This window comes from Akkermansiaceae bacterium (assembly GCA_017798145.1).
GTDB lineage: Bacteria > Verrucomicrobiota > Verrucomicrobiia > Verrucomicrobiales > Akkermansiaceae > Luteolibacter.
The window spans coordinates 2,292,036-2,311,523 of record CP059069.1 but is presented as its reverse complement, the minus strand read 5'-3'; the positions used below and the strand labels follow the sequence as shown (position 1 = coordinate 2,311,523).

The 19,488-nt window shown below is 62.6% G+C and carries 11 protein-coding genes; 3 read left to right on the top strand and 8 right to left on the bottom strand.

From position 1 onward, the window contains the following. The 4 genes from HZ994_09825 to HZ994_09810 form a co-directional block, all read right to left on the bottom strand. On the bottom strand, positions 1–2,280 hold the full coding sequence (locus HZ994_09825; GenBank protein ID QTN32618.1) for a hypothetical protein: 2,280 nt from the start codon (positions 2,278–2,280) through the stop codon (positions 1–3). Next, positions 2,250–3,689, bottom strand: a complete 1,440-nt coding sequence (locus HZ994_09820) for a hypothetical protein (GenBank protein ID QTN32617.1) — start codon at positions 3,687–3,689, stop codon at positions 2,250–2,252. Before HZ994_09820 ends, HZ994_09825 begins: the two co-directional genes overlap by 31 nt. 106 nt (positions 3,690–3,795) lie before the next feature. Further along, a complete protein-coding gene (locus tag HZ994_09815; protein QTN32616.1) occupies positions 3,796–6,624 on the bottom strand; it encodes a hypothetical protein in 2,829 nt (942 codons plus the stop codon). A gap of 76 nt (positions 6,625–6,700) precedes the next feature. Next, positions 6,701–7,579, bottom strand: coding sequence for a PEP-CTERM sorting domain-containing protein (locus HZ994_09810; GenBank protein QTN32615.1), 879 nt, complete (start codon positions 7,577–7,579; stop codon positions 6,701–6,703). 177 nt (positions 7,580–7,756) lie between these two features. Here HZ994_09810 and HZ994_09805 point away from each other — a divergent pair, with 177 nt between their 5' ends. After that, positions 7,757–8,818, top strand: a complete 1,062-nt coding sequence (locus tag HZ994_09805) for a substrate-binding domain-containing protein (GenBank protein ID QTN32614.1) — start codon at positions 7,757–7,759, stop codon at positions 8,816–8,818. Between the two features lie 116 nt (positions 8,819–8,934). Here HZ994_09805 and HZ994_09800 read toward each other — a convergent pair whose 3' ends face one another. The 4 genes from HZ994_09800 to HZ994_09785 all read right to left on the bottom strand — a co-directional run bounded on the left by HZ994_09800 (position 8,935) and on the right by HZ994_09785 (position 16,528). Continuing rightward, a complete protein-coding gene (locus tag HZ994_09800) occupies positions 8,935–9,648 on the bottom strand; it encodes a hypothetical protein (protein QTN32613.1) in 714 nt (237 codons plus the stop codon). Between the two features lie 5 nt (positions 9,649–9,653). After that, a complete protein-coding gene (locus tag HZ994_09795) occupies positions 9,654–13,478 on the bottom strand; it encodes a hypothetical protein (protein QTN32612.1) in 3,825 nt (1,274 codons plus the stop codon). Positions 13,479–13,716: 238 nt separating this feature from the next. After that, positions 13,717–14,997, bottom strand: a complete 1,281-nt coding sequence (locus HZ994_09790; GenBank protein ID QTN32611.1) for an acetylxylan esterase — start codon at positions 14,995–14,997, stop codon at positions 13,717–13,719. A gap of 16 nt (positions 14,998–15,013) precedes the next feature. After that, entirely contained in the window at positions 15,014–16,528 is a 1,515-nt protein-coding gene (locus tag HZ994_09785; protein ID QTN32610.1) for a sulfatase, read from the bottom strand. A 346-nt stretch (positions 16,529–16,874) separates the two neighbouring features. Between HZ994_09785 and HZ994_09780 the strand changes: the two genes are divergently transcribed. Together HZ994_09780 and HZ994_09775 are read left to right on the top strand one after the other, a co-directional pair. Then, positions 16,875–17,867 carry an SGNH/GDSL hydrolase family protein gene (locus tag HZ994_09780; protein QTN32609.1) on the top strand — a complete coding sequence of 331 codons (993 nt, stop codon included), beginning with the start codon at positions 16,875–16,877 and terminating at the stop codon, positions 17,865–17,867. Positions 17,868–18,148: 281 nt separating this feature from the next. Further along, complete coding sequence (locus HZ994_09775; protein ID QTN32608.1) at positions 18,149–19,435, top strand: Gfo/Idh/MocA family oxidoreductase; 1,287 nt, start codon at positions 18,149–18,151, stop codon at positions 19,433–19,435. Positions 19,436–19,488: the final 53 nt, after the last annotated feature.

The following is a 19,488-nucleotide window of genomic DNA, read 5'->3' as shown; positions in this document are numbered from 1 at the left end:
TCAGACCTCTTTCTCGTTGAGCCATCTGAAACTTTCAACCACGAACCGGCGTCCGAAGCGCAGGTTGTCCCCGCTGAGCTTGCCGGAATCCTTGAAGGCACCGTCGTTGCCCATTTCCCGGACAGGCGTCTCGGCGGGGTTCGAGGGATCGTAATACTCGGGCATGCGCTGCACGATGGCCTCGCACCACGCGCGGGCGACGACCTTGCCCTTGGCATCGAGCGACTCCCCGTAGGCACGGATGCGGAAGGTGTCGTCGCGCACCGAGAGGGTGTTGGAGATGGGCTTGAGCAGATCCGACTGGATCACGTATCCGGGAATGCCCGCCAAACGCGATCCCTCGGCGGCCTCCGGAGTGCTGAAGCGTTTCGAAACATCCCCGGTCGCGGCGACACCGAGGTCGGACTTCGTGATCCTCAGTGCGGGGTCGCTCTTGAATCGGTAGTTGATCGAGCCGGACTCCGGCGAGGCGTCGTCGTAGTCGATCGCGCTCTGGAGCGCACCCATGATGCCGAGCTTGTCATTGGAAAGGCGGCGGTTGATGAATTCGGAAAAATTCAGGAACGGCCCGCGCAGCTTCACCTGCTTCACGCATTCCTCCGCGAGTTTGCGGAGTTCATCGTCATCGAGGAAACGCACGCCGCTCCAGCCTTTCGAGCCATCGGGCATGGTTACGCCGCTTGTGGCATTGGTCATTTCCTGATCGGAAACCTCCGTGTTGAAGCGGGTGAGAACGATCCGCTTGCCGCTGGGCACCTGGATCTCCTTCAGGTTGCCGTTCGCATCCCGGTAAACCGCCTTGCGCTCGCGGATCCCCGCGAAAAGCGCGTACCAGGCGTCCACCGAGGTGCTGTTGACATTGAACATGCCGTCCACCATCAGGTGCCTGGCCGCCTTGAGGTAGCCGTCCGCACCCTGAAGCTCTGTTTCCATCTGGGCCAGCGACCTGCCCGTCTCGTGCCGGACATAGCGGCTGTTGGAAAGATCCTCATCGGAGGCCAGCCTGCGTATGTTGTCCAGCAGGCTGGACGCCGCGCTCGCCGGCGGCCTCTGCTGGTCTGCCAGCGAGGAGACGAAGTAATCGTCCCACAGCGTGTCATTGAGCAGGAACACATGGTCCCAGTAGTCGCAGTAGGCCTTCGTGTCCACCTCCTCGGTGATGCTTGGGTTCGTGCGGTCGATGACATCCCGGCTCTTGGAATTGTCGATGAACTTGTAAACATCGTTGCGTGGCAGCATGGGATGCATGAATGAGTTCCCGATCCCCGGGCCGGTCACCCCGCTTTGGTAGGCGACACGCTTGCTCTCGGCGGCATACAGCGAGCATTTCGCCACGCTGCTTCCGTTCCCGCTGAAACCGCCGATGAAGTTGGGGCTGAGTTGGTCGGCCCTGAGCCAGCCGGGGTTGATGCGCATGCTGGAAAAGCCGGCAAGGCTGCTGATCGGTGCGGCGGGCAACTCCAGCATGGCTGCGGAAGTGACCTGTTCCGCCGGCCCGAGGAACGCCTTGTCGCCGATTTGCCCGATGATCTTGCTGATGCCGAACGTGGTGGTCGGCCCGAAGTTCACGATGTAGGGGCAGTCCAGACGCTGGGTGTGGGCGATCGTGTCGTCCAGAGACATGTACATCCCGCTACCGAAGTAGAACGGCGGGGCCTGGATCCAGTTCCGGCTGCGCCAGTCTTTCTTCCAGCCGATGCTGGGATAATCGTAATCGAAGAGTCCCTTGATCGCCATCTGTGCGTAGGCCACGATCTTGGGGTTGCCGTCGAATGCCCATGTGGCGAGGTTGCTGGCACCGGGCGGGGTGATCGCGGTGTTGGTCTGGTCGCTGGGATGCGGAGCCCTCTGGAACCAGTCGTTGCTGTAGGTCAGGGGCAATTCACCCGATCCGCCCGCGAACCTCGATTCGATGAACATCGCGCCCGGCGTGTTCCCCATGTTCACCCCGCCGCCCCATTGGGCGCAGGAAAACTCATAGGCGGCACCCGGCCTCTCCGCCGCCGAGAAAGATGTGGCTGATCCCACCCTCCACCTCCGCTCATCCCCCACGACCACGTTCGGGTCGAAGCCGGGGACAAGATCGGTGTCGATGCGCGTGCCGGACGCATTGCTGTCGATGGTCTGTTTCATGGAGAAAACCTTCAGTTCGCCCGGCTGGAAAACGATGTCACCGGATCCCCCGGAAGTGAGCGCCGCGGTGAAGTTCTTGGCCTCGCCGTAACCGTTCATCGTCTTGTAGACACCGTTCAGGTAGAACTTCGAGTTGGTGGGCCACATCCGGTATGCCTTGCTGGAGATGACAGTTGGCCGGAAGGAAGGGTCAGCTGGGTGTTGTAGGGGTTCCAGAAGGTGAAGACCGGGCTGTAGTATTGGAGGCAATCGTATTTCCCGCCGGCGGCCGGCCTGGCCAGCAGGCTGTAGACCAGGGTCAGTTTCGCAAGGATTGGTGTGCGCCAGTAATGGTTCGATCCGTTCCAGCGGGGGTTGGAGATCTTGACCGAGCTGGAAGCGGCGTATGCGGAAGATGGTTTGCCCCGTTTCCATTCGAGGGAGCCGGTGGTGCCCTGTTCCGTGGGTGTGGCATCGCTGGAGGTGCGGTACATGCGGTAGAAATGCCGCATGTTCGTCCATGAGGCGAACTGCCGGTTGGGCATTATCGCCCTGTTCCTCAGCTCCGGGCTCATCGGCCGGATCGAAGGTTCGCGGATGTCGCTTGCGTTGAACCTGTATTGCTCGGGCAGGTTGCTGTTGGGTTTTTCGAAAAGCAGGCTCAGATCCATTTTCAGCTGGCCGGTGCGGACACTTGTAATGACGCCTTTGCCATGCGTGGTGATATCGAAGAAATGCTGCTGCGCGTCGCCCTTGGCGGCACCGGCGGCCTCAAGGGTGGAGCTGGACACCAGGCGTTCGGAAAGCTGCGGTGTGTCATCGAGGAATTTCAGGCCATCCAGGGTTCCCACGCCAACCTCGGCGGTGTCGCCCTGCGAGGATTCCCAGTCGGTGACCGCAAGGTTGCGGGGGTTCTTTGCCAGCGTGGCCTTCGCGCGCTGGTTCTCGGCGCCGATCCACCATGCGTGCCTGCCCCTGGTGCCGACATCGACGAGATAGGCTTTGGTGACCTCATCCGCATCGGGCGATGTGCCGAGCGAGCCCTCGCCGACCATCAGGGCGAGCCGCGATGGGTCGATCCCGGCGAGCGTGCGCGGGACGTCGAGGTTCGTCTCCATGCCCCGGGGCAGGGAGAGCAGCCAGCGGCGGAACATGTTGGTGCGGCCTTTCGAATAGGTGTCCTGGATGTTGAGCGGGCTGCCGCTGCCAGGGCGGGCATAGGTGGCGTTGAGCCACGTGCCCCAGGAATCGTAGCTTCCGAGCCAGCGCGACTGTGCCACGCCATCGATGCTTTCGGTCGATTCATTGGTGTCGAGGATCGACGACTCGCCGCTGACCCGCATGTCCGGCCCCATTTCCTTCTGTAGCTCGCCGATGGCGACCATCAGGGCGAGGCGGGCATTCGCCTTGGCCTGCGCCATGCCATCGTCCTGGGATGAGGAGCGCAGGGCGATGGAAGAAAGCGAGAGCATTCCCAGCGCCAGGATGCTCAGGAGCACCAGAAGGGTCAGCGTGATGACCAGCGCGAAGCCCCGGCGGGCGGAGAAAACCGGAATCAAGGTGGGTTTGGTATTCATAATGGCTTTACATCGCATATCCATGGACGGGGCGCAAGAGGACTTTTCGGGGGCTGTGGCTTTCATCGGTTCTTACGGTGGCTGGTTGGTTGGATTGGTGGGGAATTCAGGGATTTTGAAGCACTTTGAGGCGGGCGAAGCGTCTCTGCGGGCTGCCCGGGGTGAAGGTGATGCTGATGCTTGCGGCGTCCTGGGTGACACCGGTCTCCGCCACGGTCCACTCGTCGCCGGTTCCGAGATCGGAGGAGATCTCGATGGCGTAGGTGAGATCCGCCCCGAAGGGTGCGCTGCGTTTGGTGAAAGTGAGGGTGTCGCCATCAAGCAGGCCATGTGCCGCGCCATCTGCCAGGGCGTATTCGATGAGATTTTTCACGCCGTTCCCGTTTGAATCGTCGTTGGCTCCGCCGGACACGCTGTTGGCGGTGGCCCAGGAGAGGAAATTTTCCGTGACAGTGAGGATGAAGGACTGGGTGGCGGTGGCGGTGCCGTTGTCCGCGGTGATGGTGATGGTGGAGCTGCCGCTGAATCCGGAAACGGGGGTGACCGTGACGGTGCGGTTGGCTCCGCTGCCGCCGAGGCTTATGTTACCGCCCGGGACCAGGGTGTTGTTGCTGCTGGAGGCGCTCAGTGTGAGCGGGCCGGATTCGCCGCCGCCGACAGTGAAGGCAAGTGCGCTGGTGCTTCCTCCCGAAGGGATCGTCTGGTCAACGATCGCGGAGATGGTGGGTGGGGTGTTGCCTGCGCCGATGACATCATCATAGCTCGCGCCGAAGCGGATCTCATCGAGGATCGGCTTGTCCCCGCGGCGGAAGGTGAGGGTGTCGAAGGTCGATTGGTCCACCGTGGTGGATAGGGTGGAAATGGGGGTTGCGGGGAGGGCGAGATCCGTGCCGGGTGCGTAGAGCTGGATGGTGTCCGCCGCACCGGCGGTGGCTCCCCAGGTGATTTTTCCGACGATCAGCCCATGTTGGCCGACCTGGGACTGGGGGCTGTTGTTGCTGGCGGTGACCGGCGATCCGCTGCCCGCAGGGAACGACGCGGCGCGCGGGATGCCGGCGCTGATGGAGACGCCGACACCGGTGCCGCCGGTGATGAAAAAATCCGCGTTGCCCGTGCCGAAGGGGCCTGCCGCCAGTGCGACCGCCAGGCGGGTGTTCGTCCTGTTGGTGCCTTCCTCAAGCCCGGCGAGGAAGCTGAACCAAACGGTTGCGCCGTCGTTCAGGAACCCGTTTTCAGCGAGGGCTGACGCTCGGATGGGGCGGCTACCGCCAAAGCGGTTTTGCGCAGCGCTGAAAGCCGATAGCTTTCCTCCGCCGACAGGCAGAGCGCCAAATGAGAGGCTGCCGGCAGTGACCGGCGTGAGGCTGTTTGCATTCCAAGCCCCGTCCAGCCCGACCTCCGAATCGCCCGAGCGCAGGTTCAGCCCGCCGATGACATAATCGAAGGGCTCGTAGACGAGGGCGTTGCCGGTGGGCGGGCCGGCGAGATTGATCTGTGTGGTGGTGCGGGAGGCGGTGCCTGTGGTGGGCACCACGGAGTATGTGACAAGCCCCGAGGCGGGCGGCGAGGCATCGGTGTAGGATGTGGAGCTGCCGGGGAGGCTGGCCTCCAACAGCGTGCCGTTGCGGCGCAGCTCTATGCCGGAGTATGGCATGGTGTTTTCCCAGGTCAGGCCGATGCCGCCCGGGCTGCGGAAGGCCGCGAGGTTGGCAATGCCGCCATCGAAAGCGACCGAGAGCGGATCGCAGGGATCGCCGGGCATGGTGAAGATGAACTCATAGTCATGGATACCCGGAAGGGCGGTCGTATCCAGAAAAGCGGCGGGGCTGGCCGGTGCTGCCGCGGCGATTTCCACCGAATTCCGGAGGATGCGGACGCTGGACGGGGTATCGAGACCGTTCTGCCAGGTGAGATTGATGCCGCCGGGAGCGCCCTCCGCCCGCAGGCGGGACGGGCAGCGGCCGGGGGCGAGGGAGGACATCGCATCCGCCATGGCGAGGCCGATGTTCAGGTAGGTCTTTGCGTTGCGGTTCCAGTGGAAGCCCTGATCTATGGGGGATTCCTCCACGGGGAACCAGAATTTCATCCCGTCATAGGTGCTGCGGCAATCGACCACCGAAACGCTGCCTACAAAATCCGGGTAAAGATCCGGCGGGTTTGGGTTGGTCAGGTATGGGTTGGTCATCGCCCGCTGCGCCAGCTCCACCTGCGAGTATGTCTCCGGGCCGTTCCCATCCATCGCGCTTGTGGCGATGACGAAGGGCAGGCCGGGGACTCCGAGGGCAGTGCGCATGTCGCGGATGAAATTCGCCATGTTCACCTGGTATTGGGCGCTTTTTCCGGCATCCACCCTGTCGTTCCAGCCCTGGTGCCAGCCGAAGCCGGCGATCTCGTATCCATCGGCAGGATCGTATCCGGGGACGTAGGCGGGGAGATTTGCGATGGCATCGTTCACTGCGTTGAGCACCGCGGTGTAATAGAAGCCGGTGGTGCCCCCGGAGCTGGGCGGGCGGAAGTCCACCGCCAGATCCTTCCCGCCCCATGAGGCTTTGACGATGAGGATGCGGTTTTCATAAAGATCCCCCATCCTGTGCCCGAAGCCCACCTCCGGGCCGATGGTTGTGGCGCTGGAGCCGAAGCCGACGCTGAGACCGGCGGCGGCGGCACCCTCGTTCTTGATGCGCACATCGCTGCGCACCACCCAGTTCCCCGCACCGGTGCCTACAAAGCCGTAGGTGGCAGGCTCGTTCGCCACGGTGTATTCGAGCGTCCCCTTCGTTCCGGCCGGACTCACGTTTCCCTGCCCAAGCATGTTCGACTGGCCCGCAAGGATGAAAACCTTCAGCGGCTCCGCGCGGATCTGCATGGCAAATAGGGAAAGCGCCCCCAGGAAAAGGGCGGGGGTCTTGCGGATGGCTGGATGGTTCAGATTCATGGTTTTCAATACAAAAACGGGGCGGCCTGACGACCGCCCCGAAGTTGGACTAAGTTCCTATTCGCAAACTTCCGCATCAGCGGCGGCGGCGGAACAGCGCGAGCATGCCGAGCGCTCCAAGAAGCGCGGTGGAAGGCTCGGGTATGGCATCTGTGACGGTCAGGAGGGGAGACAGCACATAGACTTTCCTCGAATCCGTGTTGTTGCCCGTGAAGCGGTTATACACCCGTCCTGGGTTGTTCGCGTTCGTGCTGCCGTAGCTGGAAGTCGTATTGTCGATGGTGTCACCTAGGGCGTTGACATGACCATTGAAACCGCCTGTCCAGGCGTCGACACCGTGGTTGATACCCGTGTCCCCGCCTCCGTTTTGATCGAGGAACGGAGAATAATAGACCGTTTGCCCATTCCCTGTCTGTGCACTGGTGAGGCGAATCGTTGAATCCGCCGGTTGGCCGTTCAGACTGTTCGCAAAGGGGTTGCTCCAGTTGTTCCAAATGTCGTTGTTGTTGCGCGCGATCGCAGTCATGCCGTCCATCGCGTAGACCGGAACCCCCGCCCCGCCGGCAGCGGCACCCCCCGTGAAATCGTTGGTTCCGGATCTCACCAAGGGGCTACTGAGTGCGAGCCCTTGGTTCTGGTTGAAATCCGTGTTCACCCATGCCAAAGCCGTCCAGCCTGTTGATGTCTGGATGTTGCCGTTGCCGAGTGTGCTGAGTTGGGCCTGGGCGGTGGCGAAGTTGTCGTAAAACGCGGGATCGTTCGAGGTTGCCGTGATGGTGCCTATCGTCCAGAAAGCGAGGCGATACTGGTCATTGGCCTGCCATGCAACACCGGTGTTCGGGTTGATCCCGCCGTTGGCATTGAGGTCGAGGATGCCTAGTTGGCTGACGAGTGCCGCGTTGGCCGAGGCACCAAACAGCGAGAAAGCCGCTAGGGCCGCGATGTATGGTTTCATTTTCATTAGGTATTGTTGTCTGTTCTTGTGTTTGGGCTGAAATGCTTATGGAGGGAACCGCGCAAAGCGGCATGACAATCTAGCATTTGCTATCACTTCGATTTGTTGCGGCTCATCCAAACCCGTCCAGAATTTTCTTTCCCTCAACCATTACTCCATGGATAATGGTCTGCGACCATGAAACCGTTCCGCCCGCTATCCTCCGTTGAACAGCTCGCCGGATATCTCAGGGAGGAGATCCGGCAGGGGGGCTTGGGCGGGCGGCTGCCGGGGATCAACCGGCTCGCGGCCAGTCTGGGATGCAGCGCGAACACGGTACATGCGGCCATGAAGCAATTGGAGCGCGAAGGCTTCTTGCTGGCGCAAGGGGCGGGGAGGTGCAGCCGTACAGCGCTGCCGCAGGGCTCCGCGCCTGCGCTGCGGGTGAAAATCCTGCTTTATGAGCGGCAGGATGCGAAGGTCGACTACATCTCGGATCTGCGCCACAGGCTGCAGGAGGCAGGGCACAGCGCGGGGTTTGCCACGAAATCGCTGCTGGATCTGGGCATGGATGCGGGGCGGGTGGCGGGCTTCGTGGCAGGCACGGAGGCCGATGCATGGATCGTTGTGGCCGGATCGCGGACGGTGCTCGAGTGGTTCGCGGAGCAATCGGTTCCGGCCTTCGCGCTCTTCGGGCGGCAACCCAATGTGCCCATCGCCGGCACCGGCCCATATATGTTGCATGCTGTGGTGGCGGCGGTGCGGAGATTGGCCGCGCTCGGACACAGCCGCATCGTCTGCCTGACGCGGGAGGAACGCAGGAAGCCCGGCCCAGGCCTGTTCGAGCGGGCGTTTCTTGAAGAACTGAGGAAGCAGGGGATCGCCGTCGGCCCCTACAACCTCCCGGACTGGGAGGACAACCCGGAGGGCTTCCACCGCGGCCTCAAGTCGCTCTTCGGCAGCACCCCGCCGACGGCGATCATCGCCGACGGGGTGGAGCTTTTCCTGGCCACCCAGCAGTTCTTTCTGCAGGAGGGCATCCGCGTGCCAAATGATGTCTCAATGGTCTGCAGCGTCCCTCATCCCGCCTTCGCATGGAGCATCCCGAGCATTGCCCACATGGAATTCGACAGCGGCGTCTGGGTGCGCAACGTCGAGCGCTGGGTGAGCGGCGTGGCCAATGGCAAGAACATCCGCCGCAAGCATTTCAATAACGCCACCTTCTCCGAGGGCGGGACGGTGGGGCCGGCGAAGGCATGAAAGGAACCGCGTTTTCCCGAATCACGGATTCACCACTCCTGGCAGGCCGGCTATTTCCCGAAGGCTCCCTCTGCGGAGGCGGGGAAATGGCTCGCAGCCCCAATGGGGAGGATTGGTCACTGAGCCGCCCCTGGGCGCGCGGTGTCCACAATGGTCGTCACCTTGGGTGCGGTGGCGCCCGGGGTGGCATGCACGATGAAGAGGCGCCGGCTGGCATCGAGATATTGCAACTGCCGCTCGGTGAAGGGCATCCAGGCATCGCCCTGCAGGAAATAGAAATTCGTCTGCGCCATGTTGAAATCGTTGACCTTCCTGACAGGCGGCACGCGGGTGATTTTCCCCGGATGGACGGGCAGCCTGTGCTCGCCCGCCTGGATGGCTGTCTCCACCCCGATCAGCCCAAGCACCCGTGACTCGCCGTAGGGAAAGGCTTTCTGCGAGTCGTCGATGACGAGCATCCGGTAGGGCGGCTTTTCATCCGCCGGCCCCGGCATCACCACCACCATCGCACGCTTGGTGCCCGCCGGGAGCTTCGCGCTCGCCGCCAGGCTTGCCGCAGGGTTCCCGGGATCGATCTCCGCCTTGTCGTAGAGCACGAGCGAGCCGTTGAGAGGAAGCATGGGCAAGGGCTCGGTGAGGTCATGGGGACGGAACTCCAATTTGACCACCGTCCCCGCCTCGTCGGTGTAAAACAGATCGGCGCTGGGGTTGGCCGGATCGTGCAGCACGGCGCGAACCTGCACGGGCGAGGGTTTTCCCTCTTCCTGGGCACTACCCGATATCGGGAAGACGAGCAACGCAGCAAGGGCAAGGGGCAATTTCGGGATCATATCGGTCAGATTTCCTTGTCGGATAGCCAGCGGAACGACACCACGTCGAAGCGGCGCCCGAACGTCCTGTTTGCTGCGGATGCGGCAGGGTCGGTGTAGGCATTCAGCGAGGGGCGATCCGACGGGTCAACGTATTCCGGCACGCGCTGCACCACCGCCTCGGCATGGGCGCGGGCGGTGATGTTGCCGTTGGCGTCCTGCGCCTCGCCGTATGCACGTATCACAAAGGTGTCCCCGCGCACCGTAGCGGAGGGCTCGAGGATGCGCATCAGCTCCCCTTGGCCGACCCAGCCGGGGGCTCCGGCAGCGGGGTTTCCGGTGGTGGCTTCCGGGGTTTTGTATGCATACAGGGAAGGGTCGCTGACGTCGTTGGCGGTGACCGGGATCTGGTCGAGATAGGTCTCCGGGAAAACGGCGTTCCGCGTTTCATTGATCTCGGCCTTGGCGATCGCGGCTTCGAGGGCACCGCTCAGGGTCCGCGGCCCGGACGGGCCGACCTGGCGGTTGACGAACTCGGACATCGAAAGGAAGGGGCCGCGGTCGCGCACCTCGGCGACGATTTTTTCCGCGAGGGTCTGCAGCTCGGTCTCGGTGAGTTCGCGGTAGCCGTTCCAATCGTTGGTTTTCTCGTTGTCGATCTTGGTGCCGTCCACCACAGGGGTTCCGTTTGCCCCGCCGTTGACAAGCGACATCCCGGGGATGGGGATCCCGCCCGCCTTGTTGGTTTCCAGCCCTGCGGTGCGCGCCCACAGGATGGAGACATCGCTCCCTTTCATCGCTGCAAGCACAGCCTTCCAAGCCTGCACGCTGGTGGAGTTGACGTTGAACGGCCCGCGTATCATCTGGTGCTCGGCGGCGTTCCTGTAGGCGCTGTCCCTCGGCTTGCCGGAGGAGTAAAGCTCGGCCTTGGCCCCGGCCACGGTTTTGCCACCCGGAAGATAGGGCTGGAATGCCTGGGAGGCCAGCGGGGCGGTGCCCTCCATGAATTGCTCGAAAACCGTATCCGGCGAGGTCGTGCCGCGGGTGGCGAAGGTGGAGAAATAGAAGCGGTCGTAGAGCGCGTGGTTCGCCAGCACCGAATGGTCGAGCAGGGTGTTGGAAGCGATGGCCGGATTCGCCTCGGCCACCTTGTTGGCGGACATGAGCGGATGCAGCAGCGAGTTGCCGACGGGCTGCACGAAATTGGGCAGGTATGAGGTGGAGAGGGCGTTGGAACGGCGGAAGTCGGCGATCGCCTGCAGCGGGCCGGACGGGATCTCGAGATAGCTGCCGGATTTGATGCCGGAAGTCGTCTTGTTTCCGGTGAGGGAGGGGACGCGGTTGCTCGCATCCACATCCATGTAGTCCTCGTAGTCGCCCTTGCTCAGGAAGGGCTGGAAATTGAGTTCGTAGGACTGGATGCCCGGCTTTTCCTTGGCCAGGTTCGCTGTCTGGTTGGTTCGGGACGCGTTGTGGAAGAGGAAGGGCTTTCCGGCAAGGCGGCCATCCCTGAGGAGGTTGATCTGCGGGCTTTCACGCGCCCCGCTCTTGGTGCGCAGGCCGGTCTCATAGACACCGCCGTTGGTGGTGCGGGCATATGCCGAAAAAATGGCGAAGGGGTGCACATAGGAGGACTGGCTGGAATAACGGGCGCCGGCTGGAGCGGCGAAATCGGTTGCTGCGAAGGTGCCCGTGGGAGGATAGCGGTAAACCCGGTCATCGAACAATTTCTGCAAGGTGGACTCATCCTCGTAATCGAACTGGAGCTTGGCAAAATCCTGGAGCGCATCGCTGGCCGTGGCCTGGATCTGGGCGGAAACCGCGAACGTCGTATCCGCTTTGGTGGGGGTGACCGTGGCGTCGTCCGCATACCAGTAGGGCCTGACAGCCTTGTATTGGATGAAAAAGCGGTCGGTGGTCGTGGAATCGGATGTTTTCGGGGACGTCCTCGTGTCCCGAAGCAGCGTGAAGGGGTGTCCTCTCCAAGCTCCGGGAAAGAAGTTCGGTTTTCCTGGGAAACTACCCGTGCTGTAGTTGCTGCTCCGGAAGCTGCTGATCGTCACCGCAGACACCTCGAAGCCCAGGCCCGGGACAAAGGCCGGCTTTGCCTTGATCACATCGAGCAGGTCGCCCTCCCAATCGAAGCCCACGGCATTGCTGCCGGATTTCGTGTCCTGGTCAAACGAGGAATTCGGAGGGAGGGTGGGTCCGCAGAGGATCGTTTGTCCGGGCTTGAGGATGATGTCGCCGGATACGGATGAATCGCTTTTCAGGGGGTTGTCGGAGGCCCAATTAGCGATTGTGAGGACGAAACGCTTGTTGTTTCTGGCGAGCACCCCGGTCTCCGGGTTCCTGTGGCCGCGGTATGCCATCGTGTTGTAACACTCGAAAGTCCCGGCCACGACGCTTTGGGAAACCGGGCCACCTCCCGAGCCGTTTTGGAACATGAAATTGAAACCGATGGGGATATTCGTGAATTCCACGCGCATCTGCCGGAAGGAGATGTTCACGTTGTAGGGATTATGAAGGGTGACGACGGGGGTCACGATCAGCGAGACCATGTGGTCATAGGTGCCGCCGGCACTCCCTGAGTTGGCAATCCAGTGGGCGACACCGCTCAGGGGCCTGGCGACAAGGCTGAAGATGGTGTCCACCTTGGCGATGACTGGAGCCGGGTTGTATCCGGAGGGCACCGGGTCGGTGAAGTCCGCCGCGGATTTCACGGCCATGGTGGGGTTGGTGTCTTGTGCGCTCAGGTTCCGGAAGGAGTTGTAATATCCGGCAAGGGCGCTCCAGTTGGGATCGGATACCCCGCTGATCCCATGTGTGGATTGGTAGAGTTTCCTGTTGGCGAACTCCGGAGGCAGCGAGTTGGAGCCAGCGCCTCCCATTTCGAACATGGAGGACAAATCCTGTTTGAGCCCGCCGCCGCGCACGTCCGCCATGACCCCGAGGGAGTAAGGCGTGATGTCATTGCGGAACGGCTTGACCTTGCCCTTCGCCTGGTCGAGCAGCTCGGCCTGGTCGAGGTCGGTGACCTTGCCGACGCTCACCTTGGCGTTTGCGAAAGCGGCGGGGGTTAGATCGCTGGGCAGGCTGGTCAGCAGGTAGCCGCCGGAGCCTTCCATGACCGAGGGATCCGGGCGGTGTCCGGCAAGCAAGGCCCGCTTCTGGGCGAGGGTCGTATCCTGGCCGGGATCCCGGTAGAGGTTGACCCGGGCTTTGACCGATTCGTCGGAAACATGCCATGCGTAGGAACCCTGGACCTTGCCGTTTTTGGAAACCGGAACCAGCCCGGCGGTCACTTTCTCGGAGGTGGTGGCTCCGGCTCCGAGCGATCCGGCACCCACCAGCTCCACGGTCTCGCCTGTCCATGCAGTCGTCGCGAAATCCCGGGACCGGGGTGCCGTGGAATCCGCGCTGGAGACCAGCCAGCGCCTGAAACGGCTGGTTTTCTCGGAGGCATAGTCGGGGGAGGAACTCGGGTTGAAATCCCACCAGGAATCCCACACCCCGGTGGTGTTGGGCTTGGCGACGGGAGCCGAAGATGTCGCGAGGATCTCGGATGCCGCGCTGATCCGCCTGTCCGGCCCCATCTCCTTCTGCAGCTCGCCGATGGCGACCATCAAGGCCATGCGCGCATTGGAACGCGCCTCCGCCATGCTGCCGGCCTGCGAGGATGCCCGCAGCGATATGGAGGATAGCGAGAGCATCCCCACCGCAAGCAGGGCAAGCAACACGAGCATCAGGAGGGTCGCCACCAAGGCGAATCCGGCATCCGGCCGTGCGAACCGGCGCGCTTCCGCTGTGAGCGGGGCGTATGGCCTGCAATTCCGGAATACCCTATTCATCCAATCTCGTTGTATGCACAAAGTGTAGCCTAGAATTCACGGCTTCAAAGTGAAAAGACACCTTCAAGCATCGCATGATCATATGAGTTGGGGCGTTGAGGGGTTTCCATGGCCTCCCCAGGCCGGGTTTTTCGTATTTTCCGGGCTTGGCCAGATCAGCCGCTTGCCTGGGGTGGCAAGGGAGCGTGATAGCAATCCGAACCGCTGATCCTGCTCCTGTTCTGTCGCCAGGGAACGCCTATTTTCCGAAAACCCGGTCGGCGAAATCGAGGAAATAGCCCCAATCCTGTTCGGTGAGGTTGTGGACGCCGGTGCGGATGTGATAGCCGGTCGATCCGACATGCCGGGGGGTGTTGAGCGGAGGCATTTCCGGGTCCGCGATGTATCTGAGGCCGTGGAGTCCGAACACCGGCCCGGCGGCGAGCAGGGAGGCGTATTCGCCCTTGGGATCCGCCCACAGATCCTCGTCGGCACTGGCGACATAGACGGCACGAGGTGCCATCAGGGCGATGAGTTGGTGTTGGTCGATGGGCAGATCGGACTCGCGGCCTGCGTATCGCTTGAAGCGCGGGCAGAACCAATAGGGGATCACATCGGTGATGCGGGCGACCGTTTCCCCGAAGGCGCGCCGGGAAAGCGCGGCTCCGCCGCAGCCGGATTCGTTGCTGTAGGCGATCTGGAAGCGCGTATCCTCCGCGCCTGCCCAGAGGGCGGTCTTGCCGGCCCTCGAGTTCCCGGCGACAGCGCTGCGTCGCGGGTCGATGCCGGGTTGCTTGGTCGCGAAATCGAGGACGCGGCTCGCGCCCCATGCCCAGGCGGAGAGGGCAGCCCAGCGGGTTTCCGGATCGGAGGAGGGATCGTCCAGCAGGGCGCGGATGCCTTTTGCGTATCCATCGCGCTTGTCGGGATCTATGTCCGATGTGTGGAACGCTGCGGTGGCATAACCGCGCCTGACGATTTTCTCCACAGGCCAGAAGGGGTCGGCCTCGTCCACCGCCTTGCCGAGCGGGATCAGGTAGCGGTTGTTGATGTGGATGATGACCGGCACCGGGGCATCCGACTTCGGGACGACGAGGACGAAATCGAAGGAATGGGATTTGCCGCGTGCGGTGAGCGTCGCGCGGATCTGGCGTGCGGTCGCGCCGATGGCGAAGGCGTTTTCCCTGCGGCCGACCTCCTCGTAGGCGATCCGGTATGGAGTCGCTGGGCGGATGCCATAGACGTTTTCACGGAACAGTTGCAGGATCTCCGGGCGCCTTTCGTCCGTCCATTGCAGCGGGGTTCGGACAGGTTTGCCGTTTTCCGAAACGAGCGGATCGGGCAGCCTGTATTCCGGAACCTTGGATTCTTCGAAATTGGTGCCAGGCAGGCGCTTGGCGAGTGCTTCGACGACGTCCGCCCTAGCCTCCCACGGTTTGACCGGCGGCTCTGCGGCGATGGCAAGGGCGGATAGCAGGGCGAGGAATGCAGGAATTGCGATCCGTGCCGGTTTCCGGGATGGATATGTTTTTTTCACCATGGGCTTGTTGCCGGTTTCATTCCGCGCTGGCGGCGATCGCTTCCGCGACGGTCTTCTCTCCGATGGGCTTTTGCTTGAACGGGCCGTCGGCGCTGCCCTTGGGCCATGTGGCCGGATCGGCATATTGGCCGTCGTCGCGGAATTCCTTCTGGAGGCGGGCGATCTCGGTTTTCAGCTCCAGGAATTTCGCGGCGATCTCCGGCTGTTTGGCCTCGGCTTCATCGAAGAGCAGGTTGTGTTGCTCGGCGGGATCCTTGGTGAGGTCATACATCTCATAGGCGTCCTTTTTCCAGTAGTGGATGAGCTTGTGGGTGTCGGTGCGGACTCCGTAGTGGGCCTGGGTGTTGTGGTGGCCGGGGTGGTGGTAGTAGCGATAGTAGACGGTCTTTCGCCAGTCGTCCGGGGACTCGCCCCTGAGCAGCGGGGCGAGCGAGCGGCCCTGCATGGAGGCGGGGACGGGCAGGCCGGCGAGATCGAGGAATGTGGGGGCGAGGTCGATGTTCGCGACGAAATTGCCGGGGAGCGCGCCGGGCTTGATGCCGGGGCCGCGGGCGAGGAGCGGGACGCGCAGGCCGGGCTCGTACATGAAGCGCTTGTCGTAGAGGCCCAGCTCGCCGAGGTACCAGCCGTTGTCGGCGGAGTAGATGACGATGGTGTTTTCCGAAAGGCCGTTCACATCGAGGTAGTCGAGCACCTTCCCGACGCCATCATCGACGCCCTGCACACAGGCGAGGTAGTCCTGCATGTAGCGGTTGTATTTCCATCTCACCAGTTCCTCTCCCTCGAGGCCTTCCGGCGGTTTCTGCTTGAGGTCGTTCGCATCAAGGTCGCGGGTGATGGTCTGCCTGTTTTCCGGAAGGGCGGCGGGGCGGGTTTCGTAATCGTCGAAGAGCGTGTCCGGCTCAGGGAATTCCTTGTCCCTGAACATCTCGATGTGGCGCTCGGCCGGCTGCCATTTCCGGTGGGGAGCCTTCTGGTGGAGCATGAGGAAGAACGGCTTGTCCTTGGGCCGGGTCTCCAGCCACTCGATGCCGAGATCCGTGGTGATGTCGGTGCAGTGGCCCATGATCCTCATTTTCCGCCCGCTGACGAGGAAGACGGGGTCCCAGTATGCGCCCTGTCCGGGTAGGACGATCCAGCGGTCGAAGCCGGTCGGGTCGCTCCCGAGGTGCCATTTGCCGATCACCCCGGTGTGGTATCCTCCGGCCTGCAGGTGCTTCGCGACGTGGTCACGGGAGCCGTCGAAGCTGTTGAAAACGGGGACGCCGTTGAGGTGGGAATACTGGCCTGTCAGGAGCGTCGCGCGGCTAGGCGTGCAGATCGAGTTCGTGACGAAGGAGTTGGTGAAGCGCGCGCCGCCCTCGGCGAGGCGGTCGATGTGCGGGGTCTTGTTCACCTTTGAGCCGTAGGCGGAGATCGCGGCCTGGGCGTGGTCGTCGGAGAAAATGAAGATGATGTTGGGCGGAGCTTTCCCGGCAATGCAGGCAAGGGACGGCAGGGTCAATAACGCGGTGAAGAGGAGGTTTTTCATGGCATTGCTACGGATGGCGCGGGATCATCCATTACACTTTTTACAATCCGCCAGGGCATGGCAAGCAGCACGTGTGACAAAGCCCTCGCTTCGGCCCGCCCCCGCCGGACTGGCCTTGTGGGCAAGAAGGAAAAGAAAAGCCGTTGCCCGGGTGTCCCGATCGACGGCTCGGCTTTCATCGGATTGACCGATTGCCTGGTTTCTCAGGGGGGACCGGGAATATGCCGTCGTAGCTCCGTTGCGATCCCTCGGGCGGTCCCTGTCAGGTTGGCTTCACATGGAAGAATACGCGGAAATGAGGCGTTCTCCTAACATGACCCGAAGACATGCCGGGCTATCCCGCGCCATGAAAACCCTGAGGGGGACGCCCCATTTCCTGTTTCTCCATTTGCTTCTTTTGTTGCCGCACGGCAGCCATGCACTGGAAGAGATCCCGCAATCGGCGGCTACGAAGCTGGATGGGGTGAAACGCATCGTATTTCTCGGTGATAGCATCACGCAGGGCGGGGATTACGTGACGGATTTCGAGTGCGGCCTCCTCGCCAACGGGATCCGTGCCGAGGTGTTGAATCTCGGTCTCGGCAGCGAGACGGCATCGGATCTGACGGAGGAGGAAAATTCCGGGCATCTCAAGGCGCACCGCTTCGGTCGCCCTGCGGTGAGCGAGAGGCTCGAAGGCGCCTTGGCCGCCACCAAGCCGGATTTGCTGATCGTTTGCTATGGAATGAACGACGGCAGCAGCCTGCCTGCGAATGAGGCAGGCACGCAACGTTTTGCCGGGGCGATCATGAGCCTGCGCGAAACCGCCCTGAAATCCGGGGTGAAACGGGTGGTGCTCTGCACTCCGCCGGTGCGCGATGACAAGGGAAATGCCGCGCTTCGGTTCCACGATGAGAGCCTTGCCCGGTACACCGAATGGCTCCTTTCGAAGCGCGCCGATGGCTGGGACGTGGTGGATATCCACGGGCCAATGAGAAATGCGCTGGACGAAGGTCGCGCCAAGGATCCTGCCTTCGCCCTTTCCGGCGATGGCGTGCATCCCGGACGCGAAGGCCACTGGATCATGGCGCGGGAAATCCTGACACAGTTTCTCGGCCTGCACCTCGATGATGTTGTGAATTCCGAAGCGCTGTTCCCCGCAAACGGCGCGGAAATACGCAAGCTCGCCAACCAGAGGATGCGCGTCCTGTTTGAAGCATGGATGACGAAAATCGGGCACGCCCGGCCGGGCGTCGCGGGTGGCCCCGGTGCAAAGGCCGGCCCGACCATTGAGCAAGCCAACAAGACTGCGTCGGCAATCACGGGACGGATTGAGGCGTTCCTGCCATCCAAGCCCTGAGCGTGCAGGCGTTTGGGTGAGTCAGGGAGTTCTTGATCAGCATTATCCTGGCTCGCTCCTTGCGATGGCAGCATTCAAGAAGCCATGTTCACGATCTGCACGAAGCCGTGCTTCCCATCATTTTCCGAAGGCACCATCCTCGATGCCGCCCACGGCGGGTTTTCCACTTATGGATAGTGACGCATTCTGCGGGCCGGGTGCCGGGAAATGTCTCGATTCTTGAAATACCGGCGGATACATTCCCGTTGCAAGTGGACAGTAACGCAACACACAGCACGAACATGACAACCGACAATTGCTCCCGTAGGAAATTTCTCACCGCCACCGGCGGCACCGCGGCCCTCGCCACCTTCCCGAACATCGCCCGCGCACAGGGCGCTGCGAACAACGCGAAGCTCAAGATCGGCCTCATCGGCTGCGGCGGCCGCGGCACCGGCGCCGCCCACCAAGCCCTCTCCGCAGACCCCAACGTACAGCTCTGGGCCATCGGCGATGCCTTCGAGTCCCAGATCGCCGTCGCCCTCAGGAGCATGGGCAAATTCGGCGGAAAGGTGGATTGCCCCGCGGAGCGCCAGTTTTCCGGTCTCGATGCCTACCAGAAAGTCATCGACAGCGGGGTCGATGTCGTCCTCCTGACCACCCCCCCGGGCTTCCGCCCCCAGCACCTCCGCGCCGCAGTGGATGCCGGGAAACATGTCTTTGCGGAAAAACCCATGGCCGTCGATGTCGCCGGCCTCAAATCCGTCCTAGAGTCCGCCAAGATCGCCAAGGCCAAGGGCACCACCCTCCAGCACGGCTACTGCTGGCGTTTCTCCCCAAACACCCGCGAGGGCTACGGAAAACTCCTTTCCGGCGAGCTCGGGCGCATCGTTTCCGTCTATGGCACCTACCTTGCCGGCGTTCCGAAACCCTCCACCGATGTTAGCCAGCGGGATCCCGCATGGGGCGATGTCGAGTGGCAACTCCGCAACTGGATGGCCCACGAATGGCTGTCCGGCGGCCCGCTCCTCGAACAAGGCATCCACACCGTCGACAAGATAGGCTGGGCCATGGGCGATGTCGCCCCCATCGCCGCCCGCGCCTCCGGCGGCAGGGCGCAGCGCGATGACGACGGCAATGTCTGGGATCATTACGACGTCGTCTATGAATACGCCAACGGCGTGATGTGCCACGTCGCCGAGCGCCAGCTGAACAACGCTTTCTCCGAGGTCGTTGACCGCGTCTTCTGCGAGAACGGAACCCTCGAGGCTCCGGGCCGGGTGCTCACCAAGGACGTTTCAGGAAAAGTCACATGGGCCTACCGCGGCCAGCCGGAAAACATGTACCAGGTCTGCCACAACGAATGGTTCGCGGCGATCCGCGCCGGCAAGGAACTCAACTCCGGTGAGTTCATGGCCAACAGCACCATGCTCGGCATGCTCGGCCGCGAGGCCGCGCACTCCGGCCAGCGCATCACCTGGGAGCAGATGTGGGCATCCGACCAGGATCTCGCCCCGGACACCCTCGGGATGGGCGACAAGTTCCAGGAAGCCCCCATCCCCGTGCCCGGCAAATACAAGTTCGCATGATCGCCGCCCACGCAGGCGGGAAACATCAGCGGCCTTCACCCGGCGCGGCGCAT